This is a genomic window from Candidatus Pelagibacter sp. uisw_091, assembly GCF_059512525.1.
This window is the reverse complement of sequence record NZ_CM183455.1, coordinates 138,294-159,983: the sequence shown is the minus strand read 5'-3', so window position 1 is coordinate 159,983 and position 21,690 is coordinate 138,294. Positions and strand designations below refer to the sequence as shown.

General features: G+C 25.0%; 23 protein-coding genes and 1 rRNA gene. 8 read left to right on the top strand and 16 right to left on the bottom strand.

The features are described from left to right. Nucleotides 1-47 precede the first annotated feature (47 nt). Nucleotides 48-1,136, top strand: a complete 1,089-nt coding sequence (locus AC5YGA_RS00845; protein WP_415308690.1) for a glycosyltransferase — start codon at nucleotides 48-50, stop codon at nucleotides 1,134-1,136. Here the strand turns inward: AC5YGA_RS00845 and AC5YGA_RS00840 are convergent. From AC5YGA_RS00840 to rrf, 8 genes are all read right to left on the bottom strand, one after another. Continuing rightward, nucleotides 1,129-2,148, bottom strand: a complete 1,020-nt coding sequence (locus AC5YGA_RS00840; protein ID WP_415308688.1) for a GDP-mannose 4,6-dehydratase — start codon at nucleotides 2,146-2,148, stop codon at nucleotides 1,129-1,131. The two genes, AC5YGA_RS00845 and AC5YGA_RS00840, sit on opposite strands and share 8 nt — an antisense overlap. Further along, a complete protein-coding gene (locus AC5YGA_RS00835; RefSeq protein ID WP_415308686.1) occupies nucleotides 2,145-2,852 on the bottom strand; it encodes a transaldolase family protein in 708 nt (235 codons plus the stop codon). The genes AC5YGA_RS00840 and AC5YGA_RS00835 overlap by 4 nt, the downstream gene beginning before the upstream one ends. A 2-nt stretch (nucleotides 2,853-2,854) precedes the next feature. After that, nucleotides 2,855-4,252, bottom strand: coding sequence for an NAD(P)(+) transhydrogenase (Re/Si-specific) subunit beta (locus AC5YGA_RS00830; RefSeq protein WP_415308685.1), 1,398 nt, complete (start codon nucleotides 4,250-4,252; stop codon nucleotides 2,855-2,857). Next, complete coding sequence (locus AC5YGA_RS00825) at nucleotides 4,252-4,560, bottom strand: proton-translocating transhydrogenase family protein (RefSeq protein ID WP_415308683.1); 309 nt, start codon at nucleotides 4,558-4,560, stop codon at nucleotides 4,252-4,254. Before AC5YGA_RS00825 ends, AC5YGA_RS00830 begins: the two co-directional genes overlap by 1 nt. A gap of 4 nt (nucleotides 4,561-4,564) precedes the next feature. After that, entirely contained in the window at nucleotides 4,565-5,653 is a 1,089-nt protein-coding gene (locus AC5YGA_RS00820; protein ID WP_415308681.1) for an NAD(P) transhydrogenase subunit alpha, read from the bottom strand. An 8-nt stretch (nucleotides 5,654-5,661) separates the two neighbouring features. Beyond that, nucleotides 5,662-5,772 (bottom strand): aa3-type cytochrome c oxidase subunit IV, encoded by a 111-nt coding sequence (locus tag AC5YGA_RS00815; RefSeq protein WP_415308679.1) that lies wholly within the window; start codon nucleotides 5,770-5,772, stop codon nucleotides 5,662-5,664. Between the two features lie 4 nt (nucleotides 5,773-5,776). Then, nucleotides 5,777-5,902, bottom strand: coding sequence for a type B 50S ribosomal protein L36 (gene ykgO, locus AC5YGA_RS00810; protein WP_006997331.1), 126 nt, complete (start codon nucleotides 5,900-5,902; stop codon nucleotides 5,777-5,779). Between the two features lie 13 nt (nucleotides 5,903-5,915). Then, nucleotides 5,916-6,030 (bottom strand): 5S ribosomal RNA (gene rrf, locus AC5YGA_RS00805). Between the two features lie 270 nt (nucleotides 6,031-6,300). On the opposite strand from rrf, the gene AC5YGA_RS00800 reads away from it, so the two are divergent. Together AC5YGA_RS00800 and AC5YGA_RS00795 are read left to right on the top strand one after the other, a co-directional pair. Then, nucleotides 6,301-7,911, top strand: coding sequence for a DUF8201 family protein (locus AC5YGA_RS00800; RefSeq protein WP_415308678.1), 1,611 nt, complete (start codon nucleotides 6,301-6,303; stop codon nucleotides 7,909-7,911). 42 nt (nucleotides 7,912-7,953) lie between these two features. Continuing rightward, nucleotides 7,954-8,988, top strand: a complete 1,035-nt coding sequence (locus AC5YGA_RS00795; protein ID WP_415308676.1) for a hypothetical protein — start codon at nucleotides 7,954-7,956, stop codon at nucleotides 8,986-8,988. Nucleotides 8,989-8,993: 5 nt separating this feature from the next. On the opposite strand, the gene AC5YGA_RS00790 is transcribed toward AC5YGA_RS00795, so the two are convergent. From AC5YGA_RS00790 to AC5YGA_RS00765, 6 genes are all read right to left on the bottom strand, one after another. Beyond that, nucleotides 8,994-9,908: a glycosyltransferase family 2 protein gene (locus tag AC5YGA_RS00790; RefSeq protein ID WP_415308675.1), complete on the bottom strand. Its 915-nt coding sequence runs from the start codon at nucleotides 9,906-9,908 to the stop codon at nucleotides 8,994-8,996. A 14-nt stretch (nucleotides 9,909-9,922) separates the two neighbouring features. Then, nucleotides 9,923-10,921, bottom strand: a complete 999-nt coding sequence (locus AC5YGA_RS00785; RefSeq protein WP_415308673.1) for a glycosyltransferase family 4 protein — start codon at nucleotides 10,919-10,921, stop codon at nucleotides 9,923-9,925. A gap of 100 nt (nucleotides 10,922-11,021) precedes the next feature. Continuing rightward, complete coding sequence (gene pseC / locus AC5YGA_RS00780) at nucleotides 11,022-12,164, bottom strand: UDP-4-amino-4,6-dideoxy-N-acetyl-beta-L-altrosamine transaminase (RefSeq protein WP_415308671.1); 1,143 nt, start codon at nucleotides 12,162-12,164, stop codon at nucleotides 11,022-11,024. Continuing rightward, the gene (gene pseB, locus AC5YGA_RS00775) at nucleotides 12,151-13,182 is read right to left on the bottom strand and encodes a UDP-N-acetylglucosamine 4,6-dehydratase (inverting) (protein WP_415309357.1); all 1,032 of its coding nucleotides are present in this window, start codon (nucleotides 13,180-13,182) and stop codon (nucleotides 12,151-12,153) included. The genes pseC and pseB overlap by 14 nt, the downstream gene beginning before the upstream one ends. 42 nt (nucleotides 13,183-13,224) lie before the next feature. Next, complete coding sequence (locus AC5YGA_RS00770) at nucleotides 13,225-14,190, bottom strand: NAD-dependent epimerase/dehydratase family protein (RefSeq protein ID WP_415308669.1); 966 nt, start codon at nucleotides 14,188-14,190, stop codon at nucleotides 13,225-13,227. Continuing rightward, nucleotides 14,187-14,474 (bottom strand): MarR family EPS-associated transcriptional regulator, encoded by a 288-nt coding sequence (locus AC5YGA_RS00765; RefSeq protein WP_415308667.1) that lies wholly within the window; start codon nucleotides 14,472-14,474, stop codon nucleotides 14,187-14,189. Before AC5YGA_RS00765 ends, AC5YGA_RS00770 begins: the two co-directional genes overlap by 4 nt. Nucleotides 14,475-14,538: 64 nt before the next feature. Here AC5YGA_RS00765 and AC5YGA_RS00760 point away from each other — a divergent pair, with 64 nt between their 5' ends. From AC5YGA_RS00760 to AC5YGA_RS00740, 5 genes are all read left to right on the top strand, one after another. Next, complete coding sequence (locus tag AC5YGA_RS00760; protein ID WP_496170009.1) at nucleotides 14,539-15,045, top strand: glycosyltransferase family protein; 507 nt, start codon at nucleotides 14,539-14,541, stop codon at nucleotides 15,043-15,045. Next, entirely contained in the window at nucleotides 15,024-15,905 is an 882-nt protein-coding gene (locus AC5YGA_RS00755; protein ID WP_496170008.1) for a glycosyltransferase family protein, read from the top strand. The genes AC5YGA_RS00760 and AC5YGA_RS00755 overlap by 22 nt, the downstream gene beginning before the upstream one ends. Continuing rightward, a complete protein-coding gene (locus AC5YGA_RS00750; RefSeq protein ID WP_415308664.1) occupies nucleotides 15,902-17,581 on the top strand; it encodes an ATP-binding cassette domain-containing protein in 1,680 nt (559 codons plus the stop codon). The genes AC5YGA_RS00755 and AC5YGA_RS00750 overlap by 4 nt, the downstream gene beginning before the upstream one ends. Nucleotides 17,582-17,588: 7 nt before the next feature. Further along, on the top strand, nucleotides 17,589-18,863 hold the full coding sequence (locus AC5YGA_RS00745; protein WP_415308662.1) for a hypothetical protein: 1,275 nt from the start codon (nucleotides 17,589-17,591) through the stop codon (nucleotides 18,861-18,863). Nucleotides 18,864-19,123: 260 nt separating this feature from the next. After that, nucleotides 19,124-20,107: an O-antigen ligase family protein gene (locus tag AC5YGA_RS00740; RefSeq protein ID WP_496170007.1), complete on the top strand. Its 984-nt coding sequence runs from the start codon at nucleotides 19,124-19,126 to the stop codon at nucleotides 20,105-20,107. Between the two features lie 2 nt (nucleotides 20,108-20,109). Here AC5YGA_RS00740 and AC5YGA_RS00735 read toward each other — a convergent pair whose 3' ends face one another. Both AC5YGA_RS00735 and AC5YGA_RS00730 read right to left on the bottom strand, forming a co-directional pair. Continuing rightward, a complete protein-coding gene (locus AC5YGA_RS00735; protein WP_496170006.1) occupies nucleotides 20,110-20,730 on the bottom strand; it encodes a CatB-related O-acetyltransferase in 621 nt (206 codons plus the stop codon). Nucleotides 20,731-20,741: 11 nt separating this feature from the next. Further along, nucleotides 20,742-21,518, bottom strand: a complete 777-nt coding sequence (locus AC5YGA_RS00730; protein WP_415308657.1) for an FkbM family methyltransferase — start codon at nucleotides 21,516-21,518, stop codon at nucleotides 20,742-20,744. Between the last annotated feature and the right edge of the window lie 172 nt (nucleotides 21,519-21,690).

The following is a 21,690-nucleotide window of genomic DNA, read 5'->3' as shown; positions in this document are numbered from 1 at the left end:
TTAAATAATTTTTTTGAAATGTGTGTTTTTTAACTTAAAATCTAATTGTGAGAATTTTACATATAACAAAATATTTTAATAACTTTGGTGGTATAGAAACTTTAACAAGATCGATATGCAATCAATTATCTAAAAAATATAAGAAAATTGATATTCTTTCATTTTCTCCTCATAATAAAAAAAATCAGTATATTAAAAATAAATATAAAATAATAAATTGTACTAGCAACTTTGTTTTAAGCTCTACACCATTCTCTTTAAGTATGTTTTGTTTTCTTAAAAATAATATCAATAAATATGATATTGTTCATATTACGGTACCAAATCCTTGGCCAACAATTTTAATTGCATTATTCAGCAAAAAAATAAACTTATTATATATTAGCTGGGGTAGCGATATTATTAAACAAAAGTTATTAAAAGTAATTTTTAATTTTTTTCAAAAAAAACTATTAAAAAAAGCTAAAAGAATAATATGCCTATCTCAAAATTATGTAAACTATTCTCAGGATTTAAAAAATTTTAAAAATAAGATTTTGATAGTTCCTCCAATAATAAAGAGTGTAAAAAGAAATATTAAAATAAATTCCAAGGAGATTAGAATTTTATCTGTAGGTAGGTTAGTCTCATATAAGGGCTATAAATGTCTTATAGAAGCAGCTAGTATTTTGCCAAAAAATTATACTTTTAATTTAGTTGGTGATGGTCCTGAAAAAGAAATGTTAGAAAGAGATGTTAAAAAATATAAGTTAAGTGATAGATTTTTTATTCATACAAAAGCAAGTGAAGATAAAAAAAATAGTCTTTTAAAAAACTCAGATATTTTTTGTTTTACATCCAACACTAGAGCAGAATCTTTTGGGATTTCTTTATTAGAAGCGATAAATCATTCCTTACCTGTTATTGTTTCTGATAATAAAGGCTCAGGAATGCAAGACATGATAATTAATGGTTATAATGGTTATAATTTTAAAAATAATTCATCTAAAGATTTAAAAAATAAAATTCTTAAAGCAACACAAAATAAAAAAAAAATCTTAACATTCTCTAAAAATTCTAAAAAACTTTTTAATATTAAATTTAATAATACGAAAATCAGAAATAAAATTTTTGAAATTTATGAAGGTGCTATCTAGAATGTTTTTTAAGATCTTCTAGCATCATCATTTTAACCAATTCTTTAAAATTTGTTTTTGGGGACCATTTAAGAACTTTTTTTGCTTTACTATTTTTGCCAATTAATAAATTTACCTCGGTTGGTCTAAAAAATTTTTTATTAATTTTTAAAATAATCTGGTTATTATTTTTTCTTCTTAATTGAGTTGATAAACCACTTCCATGCCATTTAGTTTCAAAATTAAGGTACTTTCTAGCTTCATCTATAAAATTTTTGATACTATGATTTCTTCCAGTAGAAAAAACAAAATCATCTGGTTTTTTAACTTGTAGGGCTTTCCACATGCCCTCCACATAATCTCCTGCAAAACCCCAGTCCCTTTTTGCATTTATATTGCCTAGTTCAAAATGACTAATTTCACCACTTTGTATTTTTGATAAACAGCTTGTTATTTTTCTTGTAACAAATTCTTCCCCTCTAAGTGGAGACTCATGATTAAAACAAATACCCGATGATGTATAAATATTGTATGCCTCTCTGTAATTTTTTGTAATAAAATGACTAAATAATTTTGATATTGCATAAGGGCTCTGTGGATTAAAAGCTGTTTTTTCAGTCTGCGGAATTTCTAAAACTTCACCAAACATTTCTGATGATGATGCCTGATAAAATTTTGGTCTTTTCTTTAAATTTCTTATTACTTCTAATATTCTCAAACATCCAATTGCTGTTGTATCTGCTGTAGTTAATGGATTAGAAAAAGACGACTTAACAAAAGATTGGGCAGCAAAATTATACACTTCATCTATTCTATAGCTTGAGAATATTCTTTGTATTTGTGTAATTTCATTTAAATCCATATCTTCAAATATAATTTTATTTTCTATATTAAAATATTTAAGTCTCCATTTGTCATCTCTTGCTGATCTTCTATCAGTCCCAATTACTCTATAGTTTTTTTTTAGTAAAAAATTTGCTAAGTAAGCACCGTCTTGTCCACTTATGCCAGTTATCAATGCTGTTTTTTTCATTTAATTGAGAATTTTGATTTTTTACTATCCGTTAAAAATCCCTTTACAGTTTCAGAGGTTAATTGGTCAAATGTTTTTCCAAATTTTTCTATTTTTTCTATTATAATAGGGGGCACTGTAATTATTTGACATCCAATTTGCTTTGCCTGTAGATAATTGTATGGTTCTCTAACACTTGCCCAAAGAATTTCTACATTCTTAAATTTCTTAGCTAATTTAATACTTTTGTTAAACTCTGGTATTGGGTCTTTACCAGTATCAGCAGCCCTTCCTGCAAAAATTGAAATTATAACTTTTGATTTTTTGTTTAATAAATTTAGTATTTTCTTAGCTTGTTGAAATGAATATACCGCAGTTATATTCAGCTTTATATTTTCTTTATTAAGCTCCTTAATTATTCTTCCCATAAAAATCCCTTTAGAATTATTAACTGGAATCTTAACATAAACATTTTTTCCCCATGAATTAATCTTAAGAGCTTGCTTTTTCATATTAATATAATTATCAGCAAAAACTTCCAGCGACACAGGTTTTGTAGTACATATTTTTAAAATTTGTTTTGAATAATTTTCATAATTTTTTGCACCTGCTTTTCTCATTAAAGATGGATTGGTAGTAAAACCTTTAACAATTTTTTTTTTATTAAATTTTTTTATTTCATCTAATTTTGCAATATCGCAAAAAATTTTAGTATTAGTTTTCATATTTATAAATTTTTTGTTATGTCTTCTGTCATTTTTTTAGCATCAGCAAACAACATTAAAGTGTTCTCTTTATAAAACAAATCATTATCAATTCCAGCATATCCAGGAGATAAACTTCTTTTTACAAACAACACAGACTTACATTTTTCCACATCCAGAACTGGCATTCCATAAATTGGACTTTGAGGGTCAGTCTTTGCAGCAGGATTTGTGACATCATTAGCTCCTATTACAAATGCTACATCTGCATTTGCAAAATCATTATTAATTTCTTCTAATTCAAAAACTTCATCATAGGGAACATTTGCTTCAGCTAGCAATACATTCATGTGCCCTGGCATTCTTCCTGCAACAGGATGAATGGCATAAGAAACTTTAATATCATTTTTCTTAAGCGTATCTACCATTTCTCTTAATGCATGCTGCGCTTGAGCTACAGCCATACCGTATCCGGGAACTATTATAACTGATGACGCATTTTTCATCAAAAATGCTGCATCCTCAGCATTACCATTTTTAACAGGTTTTTGTTCTTTGCTTCCAGTAGATAGGGTCTGATCTGTTGCTCCAAATCCTCCTAAAATTACGTTGAAAAAAGAACGATTCATACCTTTACACATTATGTATGATAAAATTGCTCCTGACGAACCAACTAAAGCTCCAGTAATAATTAAAGCAGTGTTTTCTAAAGTAAAACCAATTCCTGCAGCTGCCCAACCAGAATAAGAATTTAGCATTGATATTACAACTGGCATATCTGCACCTCCGATTGGAATAATCAATAAAAATCCAATTAAAAAAGATATAGCTAACAATATCCAAAAAAAGTTTGCAGATTGGGTTGAACACAATAGATAAGTTACAACCACTATAGAAATTAAAATTAAAGCATTGAGTGGATGCTGTCCTCTGAATGTTATGGGCGAGCCAGACATTATTCCTTGAAGTTTTAAAAAAGCAATTATTGAACCTGAAAATGTTATTGCACCAACTGCTGCACCAATTGACATTTCAATTAAACTTCCAAGCTTAATACTTCCTGGTAATCCAAGATTAAAAGCTTCAGGATTTAAAAAAGCTGATATTGCAACAAATACTGCTGCAAGTCCTACAAGACTATGAAAGCCAGCAACGAGTTCTGGCATAGCAGTCATTGGTATTTTATAAGCTATAAACGCACCAATTAGACCACCAATTAAAAGAAATATTAAAACATAAATAAAACCACTCGAAAAATTTCCTATAGATAAGAATGTAACTGTTATGGCAATAACCATTCCTAAAATACCAAAGAAATTACCCTGTCTAGATGTTTCTGGAGAAGATAATCCTCTTAATGCTAAAATAAACAATACACCTGAAATCAAATAAAAAATTGCTGATAAATTCGCTGATATCATTATTTATCCTTCTTCTTTTTTTTATACATCGCAAGCATTCTTTGAGTGACTAAAAATCCTCCAAAAATATTTATTGCTGCCAGAGATATAGCTAAAAATCCAAAAATGCTCGAGATATTAAAAATATTATCTGAATTTCCAGCTAGTCCAGCTATGATAGCTCCTACGATAATTACTGACGAAATAGCATTTGTTACTGACATCAGAGGTGTATGCAGAGAAGGTGTAACACTCCAAACAACATAATATCCAATAAATATTGAAAGTATAAAAATGCTTAGTCTAAATATAAAAGGATCTATCTCCATAATCTTACTTAATTAGTGTTTTTTCAATTATTTCATCTTCTAGGTTAATATTAATTTTTTTATTTTCTTTATCATATAAGTTTACAACAAAGTTAAAGACATTTTTTGCATACAAGCTTGATGCTGAAATTGGCAGTTTGTTTAAAATATTTTTTTCACCCATAATTTTTATACCACCTTTATTAATTACTTTGTCTACTTCAGTAAAAGCAGTATTTCCTCCTTGTATAGCAGCCAAATCATAAATAATTGATCCTGTTTGCATCCCATTTATCATTCTTTCTTTAATTATTAATGGAGCTTTTTTTCCTGGTATCAGAGCAGTGCATATTACAATATCAATTTTTTTTAGAGTTTCAGCTAATAGCTCTTCCTGCTTCTTTTTGAAATCATCGGAAGCTTCTTTGGCATAACCACCCTCTGTTTCAAGATTTTCTGCACCTTCTACAGTTAAAAATTTACCTCCTAGACTTTCAACTTGCTCTTTGGAAGCCATTCTAACGTCTGTAGCAAAAACAATAGCTCCCATTCTTTTTGCAGTTGCTATAGCTTGCAGTCCTGCAACACCTGCCCCAACAACCAAAACTTTAGCTGCAGGAACTGTTCCAGCTGCAGTCATCATCATTGGTATGGCTTTCTCAAATTTTGCAAATGACTCCACAACCGCTTTATACCCAGCAAGATTAGCTTGTGAAGAAAGTATATCCATAGACTGTGCTCTTGTAATTCTTGGTAGCAAGTCCAAAGAAAAACTATTAATATTATCTTTTGCTAAATTATCTAATTTTTCTTTATTAGTATATGGATCTAAAATACCAACTAAAATTTGGTTCTTTTTTAAAAGAGAAATTTTATCAACTGAAAGTAGCCCCACCTGAACAATAATATCTGCACTTTCTATAATTTCTTTATCATCTTTAGAAATTTTTACACCTAATTCCTTATATTCATTATCTTTAAAGCCTAAATGTTCACCATAATTTTCAGGTAAGGATACTTCAAGTTCGAGTGCTATATATTTTTTTGCTATATCAGGTGTAATTGCAATTCTTTTTTCTATTTTTTTATCTTCTGAAATTGAAACAATTCTCATATGGAATTCTACAATAAGAATGCTGCCATTAGAACTAAAACTGCTATTACCGCGACAGTTCCCCACAATACAAATTTTGTAAAATTATTCCAGGTACTTTTATGGTCTTGATTATCCATAAAATTACTTCTGTCTTGCTTTAAATTTGGGATTGGTTTTGTTTATTATATAAACTCTGCCTCGTCTTCTAACTAGTTTAGAATTAAGGTCTCTTTTTTTGAGTGATTTTAATGAGCTTTTAATTTTCATAATTTTTTTTTATAGCCGGCAATGTCCTACTCTTCCGTGTCTTAAGACAAAGTACCATTGGCGCTGAAGGGCTTGACTTCCGAGTTCGGAATGGGATCGGGTATAACCCCTTCGCAATAATCACCGGCAGCAGATTAATAGCAATTTTTTTAAAAAAGTAAACCTAATTCTACCAATAAAAAAACCCATTTATTGACATAAATAGACAGCTTATGATCTTGAAAAACTTAATTTATTTCTAAAAGTTAGTTTATTTATGATTATCATAAAGAAGCAAGTGCAATTAATATTTTAATTATATTCAAAAGATGAATACATTTTAATTTTTCTTAAATTGTCTTACTTATAAGAAATATAATTATACCAAAAAATCATAAAATCCCTTATCTTTAGATTTAATGATAAATTATCTATATCTTGTTTTTTTTATTATCTTTATATTTTTGTCACAATTATCAATCCTAGGATATGGAAAAGTAACAAAAAAAATTATCAAGCTAGACTATTTTTCAAATGAAAGATATTTTCAAAAATTTATAGAGTTCTTTCTAGGCATAATTACGCTAAATGTAATTGGTTATATATTATATATACTTTCTATTACTAATATTCATATAAATTTATTAATCTTAACTTTTGGTTTATTAATTTATTTAAAACAGAGAAATAAGTATTCAAAAAAAATAGAAAAAACAAATATTATACTTTTGATGTTGCTGTGTGTGGGCGTCTTAATTTCAAAAACACATGAAGACTTTACATCAAACCATTTACCTTTTATTGATGTAATATCCAATTCAAAATTGATTTTAGGCTTAAGCAACTTAGAAATAATTTATACATATTCCTCTTTTTTATCATACCTACAAAAAATATTTGTGTTGCCCATTATAAATTATAAATTTTTACATGTACCAATTTTCTTAATATTTTTTAATATTTGTTTATTTTTAATCTCTGAAATTTTATATAAAAAAAAATTTAATTTTATAAATTTATTTTTATTAATATTTTTACTGACAAAGTTTACGCGTATTTCTGAATATGGATATGACTATATTTCAGGCTTTATACTTTTGTCTATAGTGCTAATATATTTTTACTCCAATAATAAATATATTAAAATTAATCTTTCATTAATTTGCATTTTCTTTCTTTATGCTGTTTCTATTAAGGCAACTTCTTTATTTTTTTTTCCTGTATTTTTAATTATATTTTTACACTCATCAACAAAGTACAATGGTAATTTTAAAGAATTTTTTTTAATAAATAAAAATAGTATTTTTTTTTTCTTAGTATTATTTCTATTAATTATAATTGATAATTTTTTTAAATCTGGTTGTTTTTTTTATTATTTAAAATTTACCTGTTTGGATGATAAAATAATTCCATGGGCAATAAATTCTGAGAAAATTTTAGATTTTAGTCAAGTTGTTGAATTGTGGGCTAAGGGTTATTTTCATCAAACAACTATAACCAATAACCCTGAATTATTTCTAAAATTTAGTAGTTGGTTCCCAATTTGGTACAAAAATTATTTTAATTATAAAATTTTTGAATTTCTAATTATTATGATTCTAATAACTTTTCTAATTATAGCCTTAAACTACAAAAACTTTAAACTGAAAACTTTTAATCTTGTTGATATGATATTTTTTTTATCATCTGTTTTTTCTTTAATATTTTGGATTTCTTACTTACCACAGCTAAGATTTGGATTTTACGCATTAGTATGCTTTGTTATATTATTAGTGGGAAATTTTACTAATATTAATGAAGAAAAAAATAATAATAAATCAATTTACTCTTTAATTATTATTAGTTTGGTTATTTTTAATATTTTAAATATTAAAAGAATTAACAATGAGTTTCAAAGAAATGATAAATATAAGTTTAATAACTTTCCTTTTGAGTCAGTTAGTAATTATTTAGTTAAAGATACCTTTGATCAAAGATATTTAAATATCAAAACAAATAAGTTTTACTTCTTTGATTACATTGAAAGATAGAGTAATAGACTGATTATATAAAATGTTTATAGTATATTAAGAATGTTCGAATACTTAGTTTTTAGCTTATTAATTTTAAGCATATTAAATTTATTACTTAAGAAAAAAAATATCTTGCTCCACAACAGTTTTGGCTTCAAACATAAAGAGCCAAAAATTAAAAATATAGTATTAAGTGGTGGAATATTTTTTGTAACTTCCTTCATAATTATTTCTTTCTTTAATAATTTTATTTTTATGAATTATTTTTTATATGGATTAATTTTTTTAATTTTAGGTATTCTTTCTGATGTAAATTTTAAAATCAGCCCCCAACAAAGACTATTAGTGATGCTCATTATATCCTTTTTTATTATAATTAATGCTCAATTATTTATTAATAACGTGGGGATAAAATTATTGGATATATTTCTTCAGATTAATATTTTTTCAATCATTTTCTCAGGCCTTTGTATTGTAATTTTAATAAATGGAACTAATTTTATTGATGGAAAAAATGGTAATGTAGTAGCTTATTATTTTCTTTGTTTTATATCCTTAATTTACCAATTGAATTTAATAGAAGATGCAAGTGTTGAAGCTTATATTTTGCAACTCATGTCTTTACCCCTAATTATTTTTTATGTATTTAATTTATTAAATAAAAATTATCTTGGTGATAATGGTTCATATTTTTTATCATCAGTCACGGCTTTAATAACAATCAACCTTTTTATTAATTATGAAATATCTGCATTTTATCTAATAAATCTTTTTTTATATCCTGTAATTGAAGTTTTAGTTTCTTTTGTAAGAAAAATTTACAATAAATCATCTCCTTATAACCCAGATAAATTACATTTACACCACCTGATTGGTGAAATTGTTGTTAAAAATAAATTTCTTAAGAAATATGAAAATAATATTTCTAGCTTAATTATCACTATAATTTTATTATTATTTTTTATTCAAATTAATTTAGATATTAATGATAAGTTGGCCCAAATAAAATTAACATCCATATTCTGTTTCATGTATATATTTGTCTACTTTTTAACTAGAGTATTATTGGACAAAACTGCTCTCAAGAAAAAATAGATATATCAAAATTTTTTGAAAATTTTTATTAGTAAAAATTTTATATCCTTAAGTAAATACATTTTTTCTTTTATACTTAAACTAAAAAAACTGACTCTGTATTTTTTAGGCAAACTTTCTGAATATAAAAAACTTAAGCAATTAAAATGAGGAGCTATGGATTTATTTAACTTTAATTGATCAAAAAAATTTTTTTTTATAAAGCTTTTAATTTTTAAATCTTTATATTTTAAACAGCTTGCAAGTATTGCATAATAAACTTGTTCTTTTTTATTGTTTGAACTTATTGAGTCTGAATGAGATCTTATTCCTACTAAATTATCACTTAAGTTTCCTATTCTTCCTTCTTTAGCCATCCTAATCCATAAATCATAATCTTGAGAATAAAGAAAAAAACTTCTATACCCGCCTATTTTTAAAAAACTAATCCTTTTAAACATGGTTGAGCTATGTAAATAAAAATTATTAAAAATTAACTTTTTTACAATTTTTTCATGGCTTATGGCAGGTAATCTGTATTTGCTTAATCTTCTTGAATTTTCATTTATCTTAAATCCTGATGTTCCTAATAGTATTGCTTTTGGATTCTTTTTGAACCATGAAATTTGTTTTTTTAGTTTATTTGTGTAGCAAATATCATCAGCGTCCATTCTTGCTAAAAATCTTCCTTTGGCCTTCTTACTAAGCTTATTTAAGGATTTGGTTAAACCTATATTTTTTTTATTTTTAATTAATTTTATCCGTTTATCAATTTTTTGGAATTTCTTAATAATCTTTAATGTTTGATCTTTAGATGCATCATCTATTATTAAAAATTCAAAGTTTGTATATGTTTGTTTAAGTATGCTGTTGATAGAATCTGCAATATACTTGTCAGCATTATAAGCTGACATAATTATTGATATCTCTGGATTTTTCATTTTAAAAAAAATTTTTATTTATAATTTTTATTTATAAAGTCTGAATATTGCACAGCTATATTGTCAATATTAATTGGATTTCTATCAATGTTATTCTTAAAATATTTTAAATTATCAAATAATGTTAATATATCTTTTTTTAACTCTGTATAATTTGGTTCTGGTGGGTTGTAATAATCTACAGAATTAAACTGGTAGTCGTCATCTGCATTTGAAACAATGCCTGCATTACACATTTTAACTGTTTCACCAACACCTCCATTATTTGTACATATACAAGGTAATCCAGAACCAATAGCTTCTGCCAAGGTGTTTGCATTTGGTTCTATCCAGGATAAATGCAAATATATATCAGCAGATCTATACCAATTAGGTAGAGACGAGGGAATAACTTCGCCTGCAAAATAAATATTTTTTTTTATTCTTAAAGTTTTATCAACTTTACCTAATACAATTAATCTAAAATTTTCATTATTATCATCATTTAACTTTTCTAATAGTTTTATAGTTTCCTCTAATCTTTTATGCCTACGCCAACTTGCAGAAACAATAATCACTTTATCTTTTTGTGAAAACCCAATTCTATTTCTAAAATTCAAACCATCTGGATTAAATAAACTAAGAGGCACACCATTGTAAATGACTGTTGTGGGTATTTTATTCTTCAACTTGTAAAAACTAAAAAACAACTTTCTGCAAAATTCTGCATTAAAAATAATACCTTTTGAATATTCTGCAGACTTAAAAATTTCACTATTAATAAATTTGCTATTTTTTATAGTATCAACTTTATCAATATATATTCCACCATTTCTTAAAAAATATGGCTTTTTAAAATTCAATTTTCCTTTTTTAACCAAATATAAACCAAGATCATAATTTGGGAAAATTCCAGATTTAACATTAAATAAGCTGTTTGTATTGAATGACCTAAATAGTCTTGAAATGAATACATTGGGCCCACTTTTAGAAAATATTCTTAATGGGTTAAAATTAGATGCAATTTTTATCATAATAAAATTATTTGTTAACCATTAGTTCAATTTATGTAGCAAGTAAAATATATTTGTTATTTTATTGTACTACTACAACTGTTAAAACTTTATTTTTTTATTAGTTGTGTAATTTTATAATCTTTTTAATTTTTAAAATTGTTTTTAATTGTACATTTTTAGATAGCTCAAAGAAAATTGGTATAGATATAGATTTTTTAGAATAATTTTCTGCTTCAGGGTATGAACCAACCTTAAAACCTAATTTTTTATAATATGGATGTAAATGCAATGGTAAATAATGTAAGTTTACCCAAAGTTTGTTTTTTCTTAATAAGTTAAATATTTTAGAATAATTTGCTATTAATTTTTTGCTTTTAAATTTTATTACAAATAAATGGTATGAAGATATTGCATTTTTATCTATCTGCTGAAAATCTAAAGGTAAGTTTGATAATTCTCTTTTATATAGTGCCGCTATTTCATTTCTTTTAGATATAAATTTTTTTAATCTTCTTACTTGACTAATTCCTAATGAAGCATGGATATCTGACATTCTATAATTATACCCTAAATATCTTTGTTCATAATACCAATCATTATTTTTTGATTTTATTATTCCATGTGTTCTAAGAATTCTTGATTTTTCTGCTACATATTTTTTATTAGTTAAAAGCATTCCACCCTCTCCTGTTGTTATGATTTTAACTGGATGAAAACTAAAAATTGTTATATCTGACCATTTACAACTTCCTACTGGCTCACTTTTATATTTTGCTCCAATTGAATGTGACGCATCTTCAATGATTTTAAATTTATATTTTTTTGATAGTTTAAATATTTCATCTTGCATAGTTGGTAAGCCAGCAAAATGGACAGTAACAAGAATTTTTGGTAATTTTTTTTTTATTGTATTTTTAAGTTTTATTTCAAGTTTTTCTAATGAAATATTTAATGTGTTTGAATCAATATCTACAAAATCAACTTTTGCACCGCAATGTAACGCACAATTTGCAGATGCAACAAACGTATTTGGTACCGTCCATAAATATTCATTTTTTTTTAAACCCAAGCTAATACAAGCTAAATGTAGCGCACTTGTTGCACTATTGACTGCTACAGAATATTTAGCTTTAGTAATCTTTCTTATTGATTTTTCGAATTGCTCAACTTTTGGCCCTTGTGTCAAAAAATTAGATTTAAGAACTTGGATAACACTATTTATATCTTTTTTTTGTATACTTTGCCTACTATAAGGAATCATCGTTATTATTGATTAGTTTTTTTAATTTCTCTCCTTTTAAAAATACTGGATTATTTTCTGAATTATATTCAAAATCCTTTTTAACTATTTTACCTTTTTCCTTTAATCTATTTATAAAGAAATTTTTATTAAAATCTGTCATATCTAATGTTGGAAATATTACAAAATGATCCTTAAATTCTATAGTATGATAATAGTCATCTTTTGGACATAAGAGTTCATGTAATTTTTCTCCTGGTCTAATGCCTGTAATCTTAATTTTTAAATTGGGGCCGATTGCTTTTGCTAAATCTAAAATTTTAACAGATGGAATTTTTGGAACAAATATCTCTCCACCCTGCATTCTCAATAAACTTGATAGGACAAAATCTACAGCTTCATTTAATGTTATCCAAAACCTCGTCATTCTGTCATCTGTGACGGGTAAATAAGTAGATTTTTCTAAAACTAAGTTTTTAAAGAATGGTATAACTGAACCACGTGAAGCTACAACATTCCCATATCTAACTGTGGAAAATCTCACTTTCGACTTACCGACTATATTATTTGCTGCCACAAATAGTTTATCCGATGCAAGCTTTGTTGCACCATAGAGGTTTATTGGGTTTGCAGCTTTATCAGTAGATAACGCGACTACTTTTTCAACGTTGTTTTCTAAACATGCTTTGATAAGATTTTGAGCTCCATTTATATTTGTATTTATATATTCGCTTGGATTGTATTCAGCTGGTATAACTTGTTTTAATGCTGCTGCGTGAATAACAATATCAACATCTTTTAAGGCTAAATTAAGTCTGTCATAATCTCTTACATCACCTATGAAAAATCTTAAAGATGCTAGTTTCTTCTTGGAAACTTTTAAACTTTTAAGCTCACTCTCCATAAGCCACTGTTTGTATTCATCTCTTGAAAAAATTATTATTTTTTTTGCTGAAAAGGAATGAAGTAATACTTTTATAAATTGATTTCCAAATGATCCTGTTGCTCCAGTAATAAGTATATTCTTATTATTAATAATTTTTTGTAGTCTTATATTTTTATGCATTTTTCCTTTTTATTTTTATTTTAAATATGACAAATACCAACTGATAAATATCTTTATACCTTTTTCGATTGAAGTGGTATTCTTTAATCTTATATCAATCTTGACCTTTGAATGAGTTTTTATAACATCACCTTTTTGTAATGGTAAATAATTAATCTTTGCTTTCTTTTTTAAGTTCTTTTCTATAATTTTAAGATATTGAAATAATTTTTTTGGTTTTCCTGTGGCAATATTGAAAACCTGAAAAAAACTTTTCTTTTTAGGAATTTTTTTTATTACCTTTAAAACCATTTTGATTGCATCATCAATATATGTAAAATCTCTTTCGTGGTTTCCATTATTGTATAAATCAATTTTTTTATCATTTAAAATCTTCTCAGAAAATTTAAACAAAGCCATATCAGGTCTACCATATGGTCCATAGACAGTAAAAAACCTTAAGGCAGTGCATGGAGTTTTATAAATATTAGAAAATGAATATGCCATTACTTCATTACTTTTTTTGGTTGCTGCATATAAGGATAGTGGTCTGTCAGTGTTGTCACTCTCATTAACTGGAAATTTTTTAACATTTCCATAGACTGAACTAGATGATGCAAACATAAAATGTTTTATCTTATATATAGCAGATAATTTCATTAAATTATAAAATCCAAATAAATTATTGCTAATATACGTGTCTGGATTTGTTATTGAGTATCTCACACCAGCCTGAGCAGCTAAATGAATCACATAATCAAACTTATGCTTTTTAAATAAGGCTTCAATCTTTTTAAATTGCTTCAGGTCTATTTTATAAAAATTGAATTTAGAAGTTGAGAATTTTGTTAAATTAGCTAATCGTTTTTTTTTTAAACTAATGTCGTAATAGTTATTCAAGGAATCGATTCCGTAAATACGATATTTTTTATCTTTTATTAGTTTTTCTGTTAAGTGATATCCTATAAATCCAGCACACCCGGTTATTAAAATTTTTTTCATAGGTCTTTTTTTAATTCCTCATATTCTCTCATTTTTATTTTCATAAAATTTAGAACTGCCTTTGTTTTGGCGGTTATGCCTTTTGGAGTAACCAAATATATATAGTTTAATTTTTTTTTACTTTGAGAAAAATTGTTAATTTTAATGAACCCTCTTTTTTTCAGTTCTTTTAAACAATAGTTTACTTTACCCAAGCTTATGCCTAATTCACTTGCAATTTTACGCTGGTTAATTTGTTTCTCTTTTTCTATTTTTCTTAAAATGCTAAGTTCGTCGTTATTCATGATATTAAATATGTTAAAAATATATGTTCAAATTTTGAACAAACTGTACTATTTTATATAAAAAATGTCTAAAAAATTAATTATTCCATTAGAAATTAAAAAAAGAGAATTATTATCTGTTATAAATTTATCAATTAACTTTTTAAAGGAAAATTGGGTAGTTTATATTGGTCAAAAACAGCAAGTATTTCCATTTATAAAAAATTTTTCAAGGTCCGTATGGCTGTTAAAAAGTATTGTGCCTGGTGAAAATAATATCTTAAAAAAGCTGAAAAAAAATAACCATTTTATATCTTCATTGGATATTGAGGGATTAGTGCCAAGCAATGGTAAATATGGTGTTTTACAAAGATACAGTGAAACTGGTTTAAAGCTAAGTGATTTAATTTTTTTTTGGGGGAAAAATCACTTTATAAATGTGAAAAGAATATTCCCTAAATTTCAAAACAAATACTTTGTTACAGGGTCACCTATTATAGATGTTTGGCAAAAAAAATTTTTTCATAAAAAAAATAAAAAAAAAAAATTTTGTTTATTACAAGTTTTCCATTGGCTAATCCAATCGGTGTAAAATTAAAAGATGAAAGCAGTTATTTAAGATTATCAATATCTGCTTTTGGAGAAAATTTATCCAAAAAAAATCTAAAAACACTTAAATTAGAATATGAAGTGCAAAAAAAAGCTCTGGCTGATTATCAAAAAATATTTGAAAGACTGGTATCTACAAATAAATTCGATATTTGTATTAGACCACATCCAATGGAAAATCCAGAAACATGGAAAAATTTAATTTCAAAGAAATGCTATATTGATAATAAATCTGATTTAAATGATCAGATCCTAAATTCAGATATCCTTATTCATTTTAATAGTACAGTTTCAGTTCAATCTGCGTTTAATAAAAAAAAAACTTTAACTCTTTTCAATAAAGATTATAAAAAATTTTTAGAAGTGCTTAGTGATATACCTTTAAAACTCTCTGAAACTTTTTATAGTTATGAAAATCTATTAAAAAAAATTAAAATAAATAAAAAAAAAAATAATACCAATCTTTTAAATAAAGTTTTATTTTTCAAAAAAAACTCAAATTCGTCAAATATAATTTTTAATACAATAAATAAAAAATTTTTAGATGATGGCTATATTCAAGATCCTTTTAATTTTTTTAGTATTCTTAATTTGATGGAATATATTATTAAAAGAAAGATAGGTTTTTTTTTAGGAGTGTTACTTAAATATATTCCTTTTATAAAAAATAAGTTTGACTTCCATTTGGTGTCTTCAAAGCTAGGAAAGGCAAAATGGTCAAAATTACATAAAAATGAAATTAAATACTTATATAAAAGTATAGAAAAAAATAAAAAATTTTTAAGTTCTCTTAAGTTTGAGAAACATGTTAGTGGTATGTATAAAATCTATTTAACAAAATGAAAATTTTTCATACATTTTTTAATATAAAAAAAAATTTAAGTTTAAAATTACAACGTAAACTTAATATTTCACTTATTTTAATAATTGTAGCAAGTTTTACTGAATTGTTTTCTATTTCGGCTGTGATAGGTGGTGTTTCATTTGCCTTAAATGAGCACAACAACACTTTAAGTTTTTTATCAAGTTTTAAAAATGTTGACCCTTATTTTATAATCTTTTTTATTTTTATTGTTTATTTAATTAAAACTTTGATATTAATTTTAATACTCAATTATCATACAAAATTTACCAGTAAAATTGGATATTATTTTTCATCTAAACTGTTAGTGAAATATGTTAATCTTGATTATGGAAATTTTATTCAAGACAAAACTGCCACTTATATAAGAAATATTACTACGGATATTGTAAGAATTAATAGTTTTTTATATCATACACTTTATTTGGTAAATGAATTGCTGGTTATCCTAATTCTCTCTGTACTAATTTTTTTTATAGACCCCATAACATTTTTAATACTATTAGTAACCTCTGTCCCATTTATTTTAATATATATAAACTATACGCGAAAAAATATTTATAATGTTGGGCAAGAAATCAGAAATATTGAAGAAAAAAAACTTTTCATTTCGCAACAAGTATTTTTTGGTTTCAAGTTAATTAAACACTTTGAAATTAAAAATTTTTTTCTTAAAAATTTTATTAAAAATGAAAGCTATTTAGCAACTAGGTTAAAATTTATTGCATTTATTAGTGGCATACCAAGATATTTTATTGACCTAGTAATTGTTTCAGTTTTATTAATTCTTTTAATAGTCAATTTAGCAGAAAATAGAAGTTCTAATGAGGTTATTTTAGTATTCTCTGCTTTTGCTGCTGCAGGATTAAGAATTGCACCTAGTATAAGCAGAATTTTAGTTGCCATTCAAGGAATAAAGGTTTCACTATCATCAGCTGAATATTTTTTAGAAAATATCCTTAAATATAATAAAAAAAAAATTATCAAGAAAAATATAATAGCTTTAAACCGCGATTTAGAAGTAATGAATGCATCATTTAAGTTTGATAATGATGAAAAATACTTATTTAAAAATTTGAATATTAAAATTTCTAAAAACTCAATAATTGGCATAAAAGGAGAAACTGGATCTGGAAAAAGTACACTTGTGAACTGTTTAGTTGGTCAACTTAAATTTACTGAAGGTGGTTTTTACAATGATTCAAAAAAAATACACCAAGAAAATATTAGTTGTCATAATATTGGTCTTGTTCATCAAGATACTTTCTTATTAAATGACTCTATTAAAAGAAATATTGCAGTAGGTGTGAGTGATAATTTAATTGACCATAATAAACTAATTAATGCTATAAAAATTGCTAATATTGCTGACTTTGTTAACAGTCTTCAGGATAAGGAAAATACAATCATTAGTGAAAATTCAACAAACATTTCAGGTGGTCAAAAACAAAGGATATGTATTGCTAGAGCAATTTATTTTCAACCACAACTATTAATATTAGATGAAGCAACAAATGCTCTTGATGAAACTACTGAAAATACTATTCTAAATGAAATTTGTTCTATTAAAAATAATTTTACAATAATTATAGTTTCGCATAATGATAAAGTATTAAAAAAATGTGATCAAATCATAGATTTAAAAAACTATAAGTAGACCAATAATGCAAAAAATACTATTTTTATGTTCTCCAGGACTAGGTTTGCTGGATACATGGGCTCCCATACTTGAAAAACTGTCAAATAAATATGAAATAGATTTTTTTGTTATCAAACCAGGAATATTAGAAAATATTTCAAAAGAAAAATTTTTTTATGAAATTTTAAAAAAGAATTTTAAAAACTTTTATTCTATTTCAAAAAAAGAAAAAATTTATCAAATCAAAAACCTTAAAAAAAATAATCTAAGTTTTTTGGAAAAAGTATCAGAAAATTTAAATAGAAATAATGTTAGATTTTTTAATAAAGAATTCAATATATACAATTACATCTTTAAACATAATATCTTTAAAAAAAAACAAAAAGTTGAATATAAAAATTTTCTTAATAATTATAAATTCATCCTTTGTGATGCAATAGAACTAACCAAAGATTCTTTGAAAGAATTTGCAACAAGTGCAAAACATATTGATAAAATCAGTATTAACCATGGCTCAGGCTTTCCATATACTAAAAAATTTTCGTTTAATAAGCAGAATGATTTAGGTGATAAATTTAAAATTGTTCTATTTTCTAAAACAAAACAAGAAATTAATTTTTTTCAAACAATGCTCAAATTAAATGAAAATAACTACATCAGGCTTGGTAATCCTAAGCATGAAAAAAGTTGGATAAAAAAAATTAGTAACAAATATGAAAAAAAATATTTTAATGGAAAAAAATACATTTTTCTTATTTCAAGACATACAGATGGCAAATATTTTACAGATAAAAAAAAAATAATTTTAATAAAACAAATTAAGAAAATTGTTATAGATAAAATGGGGTATAATTTAGTAATTAAAACTCACCCTAAAGAAAATATTAATGAATATTATTTTAAGATATTAGGAAAAAAATTTTATAAAAAAAATTGGATAATTAGCAAAAATCACCCTTATGGAATCTCAAAAAATGCATTTTTTTCTATTTCATTTTTTTCTGATTTGGCAAATGATATGAATGCTGCTGGTATTCCCAACATTGAACTTCTTAATTTACAGAATTTAAAAAACCTTGATAAAAAAGACGTATTTATTAAGAATAAAATTAAAATGTTTAGAATAAGATACTTAAATTTGACTCTTGGATCTAGCAATGAAAAAGGATTCGAATTACTTATTAATGATATAATTTTACGTAGAAAAAATATAATTAAAGATTTAAACAAAACTTACATGAAGTATTTTATTAATCCAAATAATTCCAAAAAGATAACTCAACTCTTTAAGAAAAATTAAATGAGTTATAGATTGACACTAAAAAAATTCTTGTATTTGTTTTTTCTTATGCCACTTTTTTTGGTTACTGGTCCTTTTTTACCAGATGCAGTTGTAGTTTTGTATTCAATAATGTTTTTTTTTTTATAAAAGAAATCAAATTATCACATTACAAATCTGATACATTAATCATAATTTTTTTTATTTTCTATATTGTAGCAATTTTTTGTTCTTTAATTTCAGAATATATTCTTTTTTCTATTAAAAGTAGTTTTCTAAATTTGAGATTTTTTTTATTTATTTTTTTTTCAATTTTTTTAATTGATAAATTTAAAAAAGATTTAATTATATTTCGAAATATACTATCATTGCTATTTTTATTAATATGTTTAGACGCTTTTGTTCAATATTATTTTAATTATAATACTTTAGGTTTTAAAAGAATTTTTTCTAGTAGAGTCAGCGGTGTATTTGGAGATGAAATGATCTTAGGGTCTTTTTTATCTAAAATCTATCCAATTTTATTAGCAACTTTTTTTTATTTTTTTGAAAATAAAAATAAAAATTATAATATTTTTTTTATCTTTTTAAGTGTACTAACTACATTAACAATATTTATATCAGGAGAACGTGCTTCAATTTATACACATTTATTATTTCTTGGTTTATGTTCTTTGTTTCTAATTAATTTTATTGGATTAAAGAGATTGATCACTATTTCTCTAATATCATTAACACTAATCTTTATTATTTTTGAAAATAATAATATTATTAAAAACCGTTTTTTTTATCCACTTAAATATCTAATAAAAAATCAATCAATATTCTATTATTATCATAAAGATCACTTTAATACTGCTTACCGTATTTATAAGGATAATAAAATAACTGGCTCGGGACCAAATACTTTTAGAAAAGAGTGTAAAAAATATGACATTAATAGACATCGATCTCAAAATTTGTCTTGCACAACACACCCACATAATATCTACCTCCAATTGTTAGCTGAAACAGGATTCTTTGGTTTTGCTATATTTTCAATATTATACTTATATTTAATCTTTAGTTTTTTTAAATTTTCGTATTTAGAATTAAAATATAAAAAAAATAAATTTATACCTGTATTGATAATTAACTCCGCACTCCTTACTCATTTATTTCCCTTGTCTACCTCTGGAAATTTTTTTAATAATTGGATTAATTCTATTTTTTCATTACTTATAATTTTTTTTATAATAATGAAGCCAAAAAAAAATCAATTTTAATCTCAATAATTTTTTTTATTCTCTAACAACTTAAAAAATTGATCTATATTTTCCGAGCATAAAGTTTTGGCTATTGCATTTACTTTGTTATCATCAAAATCCCACCACTTAATCTTTAATAGTTTTTTTATCTGATCTTCATTAAACCTTTTTTTAATAGCTCTAAAGGGGTTTCCACAGACAATTGTGTAAGGCTCAACGTTTCCAGCTATAACAGATCCAGCTGCAACAACAGCTCCATCGCCTATAGTTGATCCCGACAGAATCAAAACTTTAGCTCCTATCCAAACATCATTACCAATAACAATATTACCTTTAGATGTAATAAAATCTTTTATATCCTTAGCATTAGTAAATTTTTCAAAATATTGAAAAGTGCCAGCTGGAAGTGGTGAGGTTGTAATCCAATCAGACCTATGATTTCCCCCAAATATTATCTCTACACCCGGTCCTATAGACGAATACTTTCCAACAATAAGTTTGTCTTTCCAGTCCCATCTCATAATGTTTGGATTGCCATAAGTCCAGTCTCCTACTTCAGCAAGTCCATCAGAAATTTCTTTTTTTATATTATCTTTTAAAAAATATTTTTGGTATTTTTTTTTTTTAAAAATATTTAGCATTATTTTTTTTATTAATTATTTGATTTTGTTGCAATAAATTTTTCACCATCTAATTTAATAATATATTTGTCTTTATTTGAATCTTCAAATGAAGAGCGACATCCGGGTATGATTCTATCATGCAACTCCACAATAATTGTTTCAATTACCTTAATTTCTTTTTGACAGTTATCAAATATATCTTTTTCACCACCCTCAATATCTAACTTAAGAACATTTATATTCATATTAAATTTTTTAACTATTTCAGAAAGTGTAATTGTGCTCACTTTCTCAATTATTTTGGAGTTTTTATTATCTAGTGGCTTTCGAACAACAGTATATCCCCATGGACCAGTAGAACGATCACGAATATCAATTTTTTCATTTGCTGAGGAAACTAATGCCGATTTTATTGGATATATATTTTTATAATTTTTAACGTTTAGTAATAAAATTTCATAATTTTCACTTGATGGCTCCAATGTTACAATTTTAGCATTTGGATACATTTCACTGAATTTAAGTGCAGAAGTTCCAATATAACCACCCGCATCTACTATTAAGTTTGGTTCTAATAACTGTTTTGTTAGACCTTTAAAATCTTTATATTCTTCGTATAATGAAGCTATTGAAACATTTAAATCAGGACTGTTGGTTCTTATAAATATTCTTTTTTCATCAATTTTAATTTGTATTAACTTTTTTATTTTGCATATTCTAAAATAATAATATTTAAAAGTATTAGACAGTCCAACATATTTTAGCTTAGTTAAAATATTATCTATTATAGTCTTTATAGAATTCATCCTTTAAAACCTGTCCAAAAAAAATTATTTTTTACTTGAAACACTTCAACATTAACATATTAATGTACATCATTATGTTCAAAATTTGAACATAATATTTTTTTATAAATTATATCTATGAAAAAAAAAATGCAGGGTTTATAATTTCAACTTCATTTGGTGAATGTGAGTT